This window comes from Catenulispora sp. MAP12-49, assembly GCF_041262705.1.
Classification (GTDB): domain Bacteria; phylum Actinomycetota; class Actinomycetes; order Streptomycetales; family Catenulisporaceae; genus Catenulispora.
Map to the genome: position 1 here is coordinate 64,405 of NZ_JBGCCP010000017.1, position 12,657 is coordinate 77,061.

The window sequence follows — 12,657 nt, forward strand, 5'->3', positions numbered from 1 at the left end:
CCAGGTACTGGTGGTAATAGGATAACGGGACTCCTGGTACCCCCATAAAGTCCGGCGCATCCTGGTGTTGTGACCAAGACGATAAGCGAGTCCGCGACCGGACCGAATCAGGTGACGACCTCTCCCGCCGGCGGTGCCACCGCCACGTTAACCCCGCCAAGAACGCAACGCGGCCCGGGCGCTGTAGACGCCCCGGCCGGCAACCGCCGGTCGGGGCTGATCCTGGCGACCGTGCTGGTCGGCTACTTCATGGCCCTGCTCGACGGCTCCATCGTGAACGTGGCGCTGCCCAGCATCCGCGAGAAGCTGCACGCCACCGGCGCCAGCCTGCAGATGGTCGCCGCCGGCTACATCATCGCCTACGCGGTGCTGCTGGTGACCGGGGCCCGGCTGGGCCGCATCCTGGGCCACGAACGGCTGTTCAAGGCCGGACTGCTCGGCTTCACCATCGCCTCGCTGGCCTGCGGGCTGGCGCAGAACAGCGGCGAGCTCATCGTCTTCCGGGTGATCCAGGGCATAGCCGCGGCGGTCATGCTGCCGCAGGTCCTCAGCCTGATCCAGCAGAACTTCCAGGGCGAGGCCCGGGCCAAGGCGATGAGCGCCTGGACCGCGGTGCTGGCCTCCGGGATCGTGGTCGGGCAGGTGCTCGGCGGCGTGCTGGTGACCGCGAACCTGTTCGGCTGGTCGTGGCGCCCGGTGTTCCTGGTGAACGTGCCGATCGGGATCGTGCTGTACATCGCGGCGATCCGCTCGCTGCCCTCGGTGAAGCCGCAGAACACCGCGGCGGGCAACAAGGTCGACCTGGCCGGCGTGCTGACCCTGTCGCCGACCATCCTGGCCCTGGTGGTCCCGCTGGTGCTGGGCCACGACGAGCACTGGCCGATCTGGGGCTGGGTCCTGCTGGCCGCGACCGTGCCGCTGCTGGCCCTGTTCCTGGCCGTCGAGCGCCGGGTGGCGCGCCGAGGCACCGCCCCGATCCTGCCGGGCCGCATCCTGTCGATGTCCGGCATGAAGCCCTCGCTGATCGTGATCTTCCTGGTCATGGTGGTCTACGCCGGCAACCTGTTCGCCACCGCCATCCACCTGCAGGGCGCCCTGGGCTTCAGCGCGCTGAAGACCGGCCTGGCCTTCGCTCCCTGCGCGGCCTCCTTCGGCCTGGTGAGCTACTTCTGGCGGAACATCCCGGCGCACCTGATCCGCCGGCTGTCGGTGATCGGCCTGCTGATCGGCGCGGCCAGCATGGCGGCGCAGATCTGGATGTTCAAGGACGGCGGCTACGGCGGCCTGTGGTTCTACCTGAACCAGATGGTCTTCGGCCTGGGCATCGGCATCGGCAACGCCCCGACGATGACCCTGGCCCTGATGCGGGTCCCGGTCTCCGACGCGGCCGACGCCTCGGGCACCCTGGCCACGAACGCGCAGCTGGCGCAGGTCGTCGGCATCGCCTCGCTGGGCACGCTGTACCTGACGGTGGCCGCCGGCCACGCGGTGCACTCCGCGGGCCACGCCATGGCCTACCTGTCGGGCGCGGGGGTCCTGGTGACGCTGGTGGCGGTGGTGTTCTCCTTCCACCTGTACCGGCTGGACAAGCACGAGCGGGCCGCGAAGGCCGCGGCGGTGGCGACGGTCTGAGCCTGACCCCGCACTGAATACAGCGAAGCGCCCCCGGAGATCACTCCGGGGGCGCTTCCTTGCTGTGCTAGAGCCCGACGGACTTGTAGATCGCGCCGACCTCTTCCTTGTTCAGCGGCCGCATGCGCTCCGGCTTCTGGTCGCCGAGCGAGATCGGGCCGAACTTGGTGCGGACCAGGCCGCGCACCGGGAGCCCGACGGCGTCCATGATGCGGCGGACGATGCGGTTGCGGCCCTCGTGGATGGTGATCTCCACCAGCGCGTTGCGGCCGACGGAGTCCAGCAGCCGGAAGTGGTCGACGCGCGCCAGGCCGTCCTCCAGGTCCACGCCCTCGCGCAGGCGGCGGCCCAGGTCCTTCGGGACGGTGCCGTAGACCTGCGCGCGGTAGACCTTGCGGATCTCGTACGACGGGTGCGCCAGCCGGTGCGCGAGCTCGCCGTCGTTGGTGAGCAGGATCAGGCCCTCGGTGTCGACGTCGAGGCGGCCGACGTGGAACAGGCGCTCGTTGCGGCCGCGCACGTAGTCGCCGAGGTTGGGGCGGTCCGGGTCGTCCATCGCGGAGATCACACCGACCGGCTTGTTGAAGGCGAAGTGCACGATGCCCTCGGCGGTGGAGATGCGCATGCCGTCCACGCGGATCACGGCGGTCTCGGGATCCACCCGCATGCCCTGGTGCCGCACGATCTCGCCGTTGACCTCGACCCGCCCGGCGGCGATCAGGTCCTCGCTGACCCGCCGGCTGCCGACGCCGGCCTGGGCCAGGACCTTCTGAAGGCGCACGCCTTCTTCGTTGGGGTCCGCGAAGGGGTCGTAGTCGCGCCAGTCACGGCCGCCGGCGCTCGGGGCGGTCTGCTTGGCATTACCGGAGCCGCCGGTACCGCCCGAGCCACTCGCACCGCCGGAGCGGCCGCTGGTCTTGCCGGGCGAGCGCCCGCCGTAGGGCGCGGGCTGACGACCGGCGCCGGACCCGGAGCCCGTCCCGGCCTGCCGCGATCCACCGGACCCCCGGGATCCGCCGCCGGAGCCGGAGCCCCGGCCTCCACCGGACTTACTGGGCTGGGAACGGCGAGCGGGGGTGTTCATGGGAACCATTGTCCCCTATCGGGGACCCCCGCTCGTCCGCCCCCGTTCAGGCGGGCTACACGCTCGCCGTATGCCGGCCGGGCGGCCGGTTCAGCTCTTCAGGATCGAGCCGGTGAAGTCGGTGTCGTTCTCATACACACAGGTGATGTCGTGGTACCCCTGCGACCAGGTGCTTTCGTCCGCGAACAGCATGCTGGGCTGCGCGTTCTGCGGGAGCTTGGACTGGTCGACCTTGTCCTTGGCCGCGCTCTCGCACAGCGGCTGGGCGTTGGCCGTCAGATCGTCGTCGCTCGGGGCCACCGAGGTCGCGTTGGGATAGGTGAAGCTGTAGAAGGCCTGGGCGTTGTGCGGCTGGGTGCAGGGGATCGCCTTCACCGAGTCGAAGCCGACCGAGGCGTCCGTGGGCTTCTCGTAGCAGTCACCGGAGCGCAGGCTGACGGCGTCGAGGTTGCCGCTCTTGCTGATGCTGCCGCTGGAGTCGCGGTGCGACTTGTGGCTGTTGGTCACCAGCCAGCTGATGCCGCCGATGATCAGGACGACGACGAAGATCCCGGCGCGGATGTACAGGAACACCGGACCGCGCCGGCGCTTGGGCGTGGGGCCGTAGCTGCCGCCGCCGTTGCCGTTGCCGTACGGGTTCTGCGGCTGGGCGTAAGGGTTCTGCTGCTGGCCATAGGGATTCTGCTGCTGGCCATACGGGTTCTGCGCCCCGCCGGGTACCTGGTCCTGAACCGGCGCGCTGCTCCCGCCGGGACCAGATATGCCCTGGTAAGGCGACTGGTTCGATTGAGGTTCGGTCATGGCGGTGAACTGTAGTGGACCGTGCCGACAGCGTATTGCTCACTTGACACACTCATGATCGATGCCTGAATCGTCCCGGAATCGGGCCGGGATCCAGAGCCGGGCGGCCCGGGTCAGGCCAGTGTCTCGGACTCCTCCATCGACTCCACCGACGGCAGCAGCGGAGCCAGCTCCGGCAGCTCGTCGAGGGTGCGCATGCCCATCTTCTCCAGGAAGAGCAGCGTGGTCCGGTAGAGGATGGCGCCGGAGTCCACGTCGGTGCCGGCCTCCTCGATCAGGCCGCGGGTCAGCAGGGTGCGCATGACGCCGTCGCAGTTCACGCCGCGCACCGCGGAGATGCGCGAGCGGCTGACCGGCTGGCGGTAGGCGACCACCGCGAGGGTCTCCAGCGCCGGCTGGCTGAGCTTGGCCTGCTGGCCGTCGAGGACGAACTTCTCCACCAGCGGCGCACAGGCCGCGCGGGTGTAGAACCGCCAGCCGCCGGCCACCTGCCGCAGGTCGAAACCGCGCTGCTGCTCGGTGTACTCGGCCGCGAGTTCCAGGAGGGTCTGGACGACCTCGTCGCGCGGACGCTCGGTGATCTGGGCCAGGACCACATCGGCCACCGGCTCCTCGACCACCAGCAGGATGGCCTCCAGGCACTGGCGCAGGGGCGGCAGCGGGGCCATGTCGGTGGAGAGCTGCCAGGTGGCGTCGTCGAGGGCGTCCAGGGACGGCTCGGCGGAGGTTGTGCGCGGCGCTGGGAGCGAGGGCTTGGCCTCGCTGCGGGGCGATGGAACGGTCGCCTCAGCAGCCGGGAGCGGGGCGGCGGGCTCGGCGACTGCTTCGGGGCCGGCCTCAGTCTCGGCAGCGGGCTCGTCGCCGGCCGCGTACTCCGGACTCTCGTACTCCCAGTCGTCGCTCATTCCGGCTCGCCCGCTTCCCACTGCTCGTCCTCGTTCAGCTCGTCCAGGCCGTCCAGCTCATCCAGCCCGTCCTGCTCCTCCGGCGCATCCTCGGCCGGGGCGCTGCGGTCGAACTCGTCCACCGCGACCGTCAGTTCGCCCTCCTCGCTGCCGGTCCAGGAGACCGTCAGTTCGGCGAAGGCGTCCGGCTGGTCGAACATCACCACGGCCTCGCGGAAGAGTTCCAGCAGGCCGAGGAAACGGGCGACGATTGTCAGGGTGTCCGGGGCGTCCTCGCAGAGCTTGTCGAAGGAGGCCTTGCGGAACTCGCGCATCTTCGCGATCAGGACTGCCACCTGTTCGCGGACGCTGACCGCGCTGCCGTGCAGGTGCGTGACCGACACCTCTGGCACGGCCTTGGGGGTCATCGCCTTCACGGCCAGGGCCGCGAACTGTTCCGGGGTGAGGTTGATGATCACTTCGGGGAGCAGGTCGGCGAAGGAGGGTTCCAGCTTCACCGCGCGCGGGAACATGCGGCCGGCGGTGGCGTGGCGGTGGCCCAGTTCGGTCGCCACCTGCTTGTAGGCCTTGTACTGGAGCAGGCGGGCGAACAGGAGGTCGCGGGCTTCGAGCAGGGCCAGGTCGCCCTCGTCCTCGACCTCGGCGGCCGGGAGCAGGCGCGCGGCCTTCAGGTCCAGCAGGGTGGCCGCGATGACCAGGAACTCCGAGGCCTGGTCCAGGTCCCAGGAGTCGCCCATGGACCGGATGTAGGCGATGAACTCGTCGGTGACCTTGGACAGCGCCAGGGTGGTGACGTCCAGCTTGTGCTTGGCGATCAGGCCCAGGAGCAGGTCGAAGGGGCCCTCGAACTCCGGCAGGCTGACCTGGAAGCCTTCGACGCGCGCCGCGCCGCCGTCGGCCGTCCCGGTCTCGGCAGTCCCGGTCTCGGCAGTCCCGGCGTTCTGGCCGGCCGGTACCGGTACCGGGGCCTGTTCGGCGGAGGCTGCTTCCAGAGTCACGCTTGCACTCTAGCGGTCACCCGCCGGCGGACAGCCGCTTGACCAGGATGCTGTCGCGGCCGCGCGCGTCGAGGTCGGCCAGCAGCGCGGCCACCGCCTCGCGGACGATGCGGCCCCGGTCCACCGCCAGGCCGTACTCGCCGCGCAGCATGATGCGCGCGTGCTCCAGGCCGAGGAGCTCGTCCGGGGACACGTAGACGGTGATCTTCTCGTCGTGGCGCTCGCGGCCGCTGGGCCGGCGCGGGGCCGTGACCTTGCGGGACGGAGCTGACGGAGTCGATGACGTCGTCTGCGCCGGGGCCGGGGGGGCGGCTGGTGAAACCGGCCCGCTCGCGACCGCCGACGACGCCTGCACCGCAGGCGCAGACGCAGACGCAGACATAGGTCCAGACGCGGAACCGGTCTGGTCGGCCGATGCCGCCGGAGCCGGAACGGCCTTGGCCGTGCCCTTGGAACCGGCAGACCCGACAGACCCTGCTGACCCGGCACTCCCGGCCGCGCCGCTCGCGCTCACCGAGCCGACTGCACCGCTCGCACCCGCACCCGCGCCGGCCGTGTTCGCCGCCGCGACCGAGGCGCCGTGCCCCCGCTCGCGGCCGGGGCGCTCGGCGCCGGCGGCGCCGGCGTTGTCCTCACCATGGCCCTCGCGCGCCTCGCGCACCAGGGTCCCGTTGCCGGCGGTCGTGCGGAAGAGCTCGTCAGCCGCGGGCATCCTCACCCGGCGTGGCACCGGACCAGAACCTCCCTCGCCAGCTGGCGGTAGGCGGCGGCGCCCACCGAGGCCGAGGCGTACGAGGTGATGGGCTCGCCGGCGACGGTGGTCTCCGGGAAGCGGACGGTGCGGCCGATCACGGTGTGGAACACCTGCGGGCCGAAGGCCTGGACCACGCGGGCCAGCACCTCGCGGCCGTGCACCGTGCGCGCGTCGTACATCGTGGCCAGGATGCCGTCCAGCTCCAGCTCCGGGTTCAGCCGCTCGCGGACCTTCTCGATGGTCTCGGTCAGCAGCGCCACGCCGCGCAGCGCGAAGAACTCGCACTCCAGGGGGACGATCACGCTGTGCGCGGCCGTCAGGGCGTTGACGGTGAGCAGACCCAGCGAGGGCTGGCAGTCGATGATGATGAAGTCGTAGTCCTGCATCACCGGCTTGAGCGTGCGGGCCAGCGCCGACTCGCGGGCGACCTCGGTGACCAGCTGCACCTCGGCGGCGGACAGGTCGATGTTGGACGGCAGCAGGTCCATGCCCGGCGTCACCGTCTTGAGCAGCACGTCCTCGACGTTCACCCCGCGGTGCATCAGCAGGTTGTAGACGGTGCGGTCCAGCTCCATCGGGTTCACGCCCAGGCCCACCGACAGCGCGCCCTGCGGGTCGAAGTCGACCAGCAGCACCTTCTGCCCGTACTCGGCCAGCGCCGCGCCCAGGTTGATGGTGGACGTGGTCTTGCCCACGCCGCCCTTCTGGTTGCACATCGCGATGATGCGCGCGGGGCCGTGCTCGACCGGGGGCCGGGGCACCGGGAAGCGCGGCATCGGGCGGCCCGTGGGCCCCACCCGCTCGCGGCGCTGCGTCGCCGGGTCCGGCGCCAGGGTGGCGGCGTAATCGGGATCGGGCTCTATCTCCGCGTCCGGGTCGAACCCGTCCTGGTAGCGGAGTTCGTCCTCGATGATGCCGTAGGGGTCGTCGAACTCCACTCCGGCGCGCGTGGCGTCGGAGGTCTTGTCAGTCGTGTTCATCATGTCCTCGGAACGCTGTGGATTACGAGGAGCAGGCGTGATCCCCGTCTGAGGCGCCATCGCGCCGGCGGAGCCGCCCGGGGCGGCGGAGGTCGGTGCGACCACCCGGCCGGCGGCAAATGTCGACTCATTCACAAGTCGTTCTACCTCCTTACCGACTTGCCCACTCTCATCGCTGGAGTGACTCTATGGGCACGGTGTCATTACAGCAAGGCAATGAGACACACCCGGGTCGTTTCACCCTGGTTACTGGCGGAAAACGCGAGATAAATCACCCGAACCGGTATGCGGCCCCGCTATCTGTCATCTCATATCAGGAGGGTAGGTCACGATCGGGTCTCAGTGTCCGCCGGAGCCCCCACCGAAGCCGCGCGCGGCCTCCGCCCTGAACGGTCAGGGTACCGCGATCAGCTGTTCAGAGCCCTGGGATGGCTGGTCGCGTAGACCTCACGCAACCGGTCGACGGTCACCCGGGTGTAGATCTGGGTGGTCGTGGCCGAACTGTGACCCAGCAATTCCTGCACGGTCCGGATGTCCGCTCCCCCGTCGAGCAAATGGGTCGCGAAAGAGTGCCGCAGCGTGTGCGGGGAGACCTTGCCGGCCAGGCCCACGCGCTCGGCCACCGCGCCGAGGACCGTCCACGCACCCTGACGCGTCAGCCGTCCGCCGCGCGCGTTGAGGAAAAGCGCCCCTGCGTTCCCGGATCGGGCCTTGCGCGTCAGTTGCGGGCGCAGCCGCACGAGGTAGTCGTCGATCGCACGGCACGCATAAGAACCGACCGGCACCAGACGCTGCTTGCCGCCCTTGCCGTCCAGGATGACCGTGCGGTCCTCGCGGTCGACGTCGTCCACGTCCAGCGCCACCGCCTCGCTGACGCGCGCCCCGGTGCTGTACAGGAACTCCAGCAGGGCCCTGTCGCGCAACGCCATGGGCTCGTCCGCCTCGGTCGCCGCGAGCAGCCGCTCGACGTCGTCCAGCGGCAGCGCCTTGGGCAGGCGCATCGGCACCTGCGGCGGCGGCACGTCGTCGGTGACGTCGACACCGGCCCAGCCCTCGGCTACAGCGAACCGGTGCAGGCCGCGGACCGCCGACATGGTGCGCGCGGCGGACGACGCGGCACCGTCCTGGAGACTGGCCAGGAATGCGGAAATGTCGGCGCGCTCGATGGCGGCGAAATTTGCACACCCGCGGGTGTCCAAGAAAACCCTGTACCGAGCGAGGTCTCGCCGATAAGCCGCGAGCGTGTTGGCACTCAGGCCGCGCTCGACGGACAGGTGCTCCAGGTGGGCCTTCACACGGGATTCGAGGTCGTCGGACACGGGGTCACGGTACCCCGGCCCCGATCGATCAGGTTTCTGATGGGTTGGCAGGTCGGGTGGCGTTCCGCTGATGTTTGCTTAGGCCTTCGGCCGAGGGACTTTACTTGTGGGGGGTGGCATGGCGTAAAACAGTCGTTCCGGCATCGTGTCGGCTGTGCGTCGTCAGCGCATTGCAGAATTAGGGGGTTTCGGGCAAATGGACTTCAACCAGCTACAGGCCAGACTCGGCCGCAACGGGATGGTCCTCGTCGTCGGCGGTCTGCTGATGTTCATCGACAGCTTCTTCTCCTGGTACGGACTCAGCGGCGGCGGCTCCTCCGAGCTCAAGGCCATGGGCGTCCAGACCAGCGTCAGCGCGTGGAGCGCCGGGTTCGGGGCCTGGTTCTCGGTCCTGCTGCTGGTGGCCGTCGCGGCCGTGGCGGTGCTGGGGGCGCTGGGCAAGCTGCCGTTCGCGCCGCTGATGATCGGCTTCGTCGAGTTCGCCGGCGGCGCTCTGGCCGCGGTCGTCGTGCTGCTGCGGTGGCTGACGTACCAGACCGCCTCCGGCGGCGGCGCGAGCGTCGGGGCGCTGTGGGGCACGTACGTGGGCGTGGTGCTCGCGATCGTCGTCGCGGTGTTCGGCTACCTGGACTTCGTCGCCAAGGGGGGCGACATCAAGAACCTGGGCGCCGTGTTCCAGAACGGGACGGGTCCGCAGGGGCCGCAGGGTCCCCAGGGCCCTCAGGGTCCGTACAACCAGGGCGGCCCGTACGACCAGGGTGGCCAGTACAACCAGGGCCCGGGTCAGGGCCAGTACAACCAGGGCCAGGGTCAGGGCCCGTACAACCAGGGGTGACCAGGCTCGGTCAGAGAACCCTGAGAAGGGCCCCGGCTTTCGCCGGGGCCCTTCTTAATGCCCTGTGTTACGCCAGCACCTCGTCCAGCTTCAGCGACGGCAGGTCGTGCGCCTCGCCGACCTGCGGGTAGGTCAGCTGGCCGTCGTGCGTGTTCAGGCCCAGGGCCAGGGCGTGGTCGCGCTGGCAGGCGTCCTTCCAGCCGTGGTTCGCGATCTCGACCGCGTACGGCAGCGTGACGTTGGTCAGCGCGTAGGTGGAGGTGTAGGGCACGGCGCCGGGCATGTTGGCGACGCAGTAGAAGACCGAGTCGTGGACCTGGAAGGTCGGCTCGGCGTGCGTGGTCGGGTGCGAGTCCTCGAAGCAGCCGCCCTGGTCGATGGCGATGTCCACGAGCACCGAGCCCGGCTTCATACGCGAGACCAGCTCGTTGCTGACCAGCTTGGGCGCCTTGGCGCCGGGGACCAGGACCGCGCCGATGACCAGGTCGGCGTCCAGGCAGGCCTGCTCGATCTCGAAGGCGTTGGAGGCCAGGGTCTGGATCGAGCCGAACTGGTCGGCGTCCACCTGGCGCAGCCGGGAGATGCTCTTGTCGAGCAGCTTCACGTGCGCGCCCATGCCCTTGGCGACCAGCGCGGCGTTGATGCCGGACACGCCGCCGCCGATGACCACCACGTTCGCGGCCTGCACGCCGGGCACGCCGCCCATCAGCACGCCGCGCCCGCCGTTGGCCTTCTGCAGCGTCGCCGCGCCGACCTGGGCCGCCATCCGGCCGGCCACCTCGGACATCGGGGCCAGCAGCGGCAGCGAGCCGTCGGGCAGCTGCACGGTCTCGTAGGCGATGGCCGTGATGCCGGAGTCCAGCAGCGCGTCGGTGCACTCGCGGGAGGCGGCCAGGTGCAGGTAGGTGAACAGGACCTGGTCGCGGCGCATGCGGTGGTACTCCGCCGCGATCGGCTCCTTGACCTTCAGGATCAGGTCACCGGTGGCCCAGACCTCGTCGGCGGTGTCCAGGATCGTCGCGCCGGCGGCGACGTACTGCTCGTCGGACAGGGACGAGCCGGCGCCGGCGTCCTTCTCGACGAAGACCTCGTGGCCGTTGCGGACCAGCTCGTGGACCCCGGAGGGGGTGATCGCGACACGGAACTCGTTGTTCTTGAGCTCGCGGGGAACGCCGACCTTCATGGCGACCAGTCCTTCGTTCGGTTCGGTACGGCGCCGACCTCGCTGTCGGCCCCGGGCGTGCGGTGTGCTCGGTGTGCTTGATATGGCTTTGGTATTGCTTGGCATGGCTGGTGAAGAAATGCCAGAGACACCCGACGCGTGGGAAATGCGGTCGAGTGACCGACTCGTACTCAAGGTGTTGTGGCGAGTGTATCTCCGCGTGACCGGCTGAATCGGTTACAGCATGTCAGGCCGGAGCCCGGAATTCGTACGAGGTGCAGCGCCATCCACCTGCCGATCGAAGGCCGCCGAGGTCATCGCCCTGGGGAAGACAGGCAGAACCCCGCCCGCCTCGTGAGTTCGAGGCGGGCGGGGTTCGAAAGAGCGAGGCGCCGGTGTGGGTCACCCCTTCACGCAGACCACCTGCTTCAGCTCGGCGACGATCTCCACCAGATCGGTCTGCTGCGCCATGACCGACCGGATGTCCTTGTACGCACCGGGGATCTCATCGACGACCCCGGGGTCCTTCCGGCACTCGACCCCCTTGGTCTGCGCCTTCAGATCCTCGACACTGAACTGCTTGCGCGCCTGCGTCCGGCTCATCCGCCGCCCGGCACCGTGCGACGCGGAATTGAAGGCGGCATCGTTGCCCAACCCCCGCACGATGTAGGACCCGGTACCCATGGAACCGGGGATGATGCCCAGGTCCCCGCCCCCGGCCCGGATCGCACCCTTGCGGGTGACCAGGACGTCGACACCGTCGTAGGTCTCCTCGGCCACGTAGTTGTGGTGGCAGGAGATGGCCTTGTCGAAGCCGATCTTCGGGAACTCCTTGCGCATGACCTCCGAGAACAGCCAGAGCATCACAGCCCGGTTCCGCCGCGCGTACTCCTGCGCCCAGAACAGGTCCCGCCGGTAGGCCGCCATCTGCGGAGTGTCGGCGAGGAAGACCGCGAGGTCGGGATCGGGGAGGTCCTGGTTCTGCGGGAGGGTGCGGGCCACCTCGATGTGGTACGCGGCGAGCTGGTTGCCGATGCCGCGGGAGCCGGAGTGGAGCATGAGCCAAACGGAGCCCGACTTATCAATCGTAACCTCTTCGAAGTGGTTGCCCGTTCCGAGGGTGCCAAGCTGTTGATGCACTTTTCCCAGCTTGCCACGAGTTACGGAACTCTCCAGATCATCGAAGCCCTGCCAGAACTCGTGCCATCCGCGCATGGGCTTCTTCGCTCCGGGTTCCTGCACCGCTTCCAGGCGCAGTTCCTTGTGATGCACGCCCCGCCCGACCGGGATCGCCTGCTCGATGCGCGACCGCAGCTTGCCGAGGTCGTCCGGCAGCTGATCGGCCGTGAGCGTGGTCTTCACCGCCGACATACCGCAGCCGATGTCGACCCCGACCGCCGCCGGCGACACCGCGCCCTCCATCGCGATCACCGAACCGACGGTCGCGCCGATGCCGAGGTGCACGTCGGGCATCACGGCGACGCCGCGAGTCCAGGGCAGCGCCGCGACGTTTCGGAGCTGCTCCAGCGCCTGAGGCTCCACAGACTCCGGATCGGCCCACATCCGGATCGGCGAGCTCTGCTCGGTCGATCCGGGAACTGTCGTGTACATGCTTCTACCCTGCCTCTTTCGCATTCGCGTTCGCTGTAAGACGGGAACTATGAGGCCATGGGGGATGGTGGGACGGCAACAGAATTTGTCGAGCTCCACGTCAGCCGAGCGCGCCGGGCTTGGCAAGCCGCCACCTACGCATGTAGCAACTCTGTTCAGCGCGGCCCAGGATCTGCGCCGCATCGGCTACGGAACTGGCCAGGACGACCGCGTCCTGCTCGGGAGTCCACCGCCTTGTTTCGCTTCGACGCCGCATCCCCGCAGGACGGGTCCACGCCGCTACCGAGTCCGCCGTCGATTGCTTGCGTTCGAGCGCGATGCCACCGTTGTCCGGCGAGGAGTGGTCCACACTTGGCGGAGCGACCCACCACCGAGGACTGGTAGCCGACCTTGAAGTTGGTGGTGCGTGTTCGCCTGCCGACACACGCTGGATCTCCACCGAGACCCTGCCCTTGAGCCCTTTGCCCTGGGTCAGGGTCCCATCGGTCTGCAGAAAACCGAACATGTACGAGTACTCAGGCTTGCTGAGGTCCATGAACTCCATGAACCCGACCTGCAGATCAAGACCCGCGTTCG

The 12,657-nt window shown here is 69.2% G+C and carries 12 protein-coding genes; 2 read left to right on the forward strand and 10 right to left on the reverse strand.

Features of this window, described 5'->3' with window-relative positions; genetic code table 11:
• Positions 1-69: 69 nt before the first annotated feature.
• Positions 70-1,632, forward strand: a complete 1,563-nt coding sequence (locus tag ABIA35_RS27800) for an MFS transporter (protein ID WP_370359862.1) — start codon at positions 70-72, stop codon at positions 1,630-1,632.
• Positions 1,633-1,699: 67 nt separating this feature from the next.
• Here ABIA35_RS27800 and ABIA35_RS27805 read toward each other — a convergent pair whose 3' ends face one another.
• From ABIA35_RS27805 to xerD, 7 genes are all read right to left on the reverse strand, one after another.
• Entirely contained in the window at positions 1,700-2,716 is a 1,017-nt protein-coding gene (locus ABIA35_RS27805; protein WP_370341664.1) for a pseudouridine synthase, read from the reverse strand.
• Positions 2,717-2,806: 90 nt separating this feature from the next.
• Complete coding sequence (locus ABIA35_RS27810; RefSeq protein WP_370341665.1) at positions 2,807-3,517, reverse strand: septum formation family protein; 711 nt, start codon at positions 3,515-3,517, stop codon at positions 2,807-2,809.
• Between the two features lie 113 nt (positions 3,518-3,630).
• Complete coding sequence (gene scpB, locus ABIA35_RS27815; RefSeq protein WP_370341667.1) at positions 3,631-4,422, reverse strand: SMC-Scp complex subunit ScpB; 792 nt, start codon at positions 4,420-4,422, stop codon at positions 3,631-3,633.
• Positions 4,419-5,420 (reverse strand): ScpA family protein, encoded by a 1,002-nt coding sequence (locus ABIA35_RS27820; protein WP_370341668.1) that lies wholly within the window; start codon positions 5,418-5,420, stop codon positions 4,419-4,421. Before ABIA35_RS27820 ends, scpB begins: the two co-directional genes overlap by 4 nt.
• 16 nt (positions 5,421-5,436) lie before the next feature.
• The gene (locus ABIA35_RS27825; protein WP_370341669.1) at positions 5,437-6,132 is read right to left on the reverse strand and encodes a hypothetical protein; all 696 of its coding nucleotides are present in this window, start codon (positions 6,130-6,132) and stop codon (positions 5,437-5,439) included.
• Positions 6,133-6,134: 2 nt separating this feature from the next.
• Positions 6,135-7,154, reverse strand: coding sequence for a ParA family protein (locus ABIA35_RS27830; protein WP_370341861.1), 1,020 nt, complete (start codon positions 7,152-7,154; stop codon positions 6,135-6,137).
• A gap of 407 nt (positions 7,155-7,561) precedes the next feature.
• Positions 7,562-8,473, reverse strand: a complete 912-nt coding sequence (gene xerD / locus ABIA35_RS27835; RefSeq protein ID WP_370341671.1) for a site-specific tyrosine recombinase XerD — start codon at positions 8,471-8,473, stop codon at positions 7,562-7,564.
• A 196-nt stretch (positions 8,474-8,669) separates the two neighbouring features.
• On the opposite strand from xerD, the gene ABIA35_RS27840 reads away from it, so the two are divergent.
• On the forward strand, positions 8,670-9,308 hold the full coding sequence (locus ABIA35_RS27840; protein ID WP_370341673.1) for a hypothetical protein: 639 nt from the start codon (positions 8,670-8,672) through the stop codon (positions 9,306-9,308).
• A gap of 67 nt (positions 9,309-9,375) precedes the next feature.
• On the opposite strand, the gene ald is transcribed toward ABIA35_RS27840, so the two are convergent.
• The 3 genes from ald to ABIA35_RS27855 form a co-directional block, all read right to left on the reverse strand.
• On the reverse strand, positions 9,376-10,491 hold the full coding sequence (gene ald, locus ABIA35_RS27845) for an alanine dehydrogenase (protein WP_370341674.1): 1,116 nt from the start codon (positions 10,489-10,491) through the stop codon (positions 9,376-9,378).
• A 381-nt stretch (positions 10,492-10,872) separates the two neighbouring features.
• Positions 10,873-12,081, reverse strand: a complete 1,209-nt coding sequence (locus tag ABIA35_RS27850; RefSeq protein WP_370341676.1) for an RtcB family protein — start codon at positions 12,079-12,081, stop codon at positions 10,873-10,875.
• A gap of 100 nt (positions 12,082-12,181) precedes the next feature.
• Positions 12,182-12,625, reverse strand: a complete 444-nt coding sequence (locus tag ABIA35_RS27855; RefSeq protein WP_370341677.1) for a hypothetical protein — start codon at positions 12,623-12,625, stop codon at positions 12,182-12,184.
• Positions 12,626-12,657: the final 32 nt, after the last annotated feature.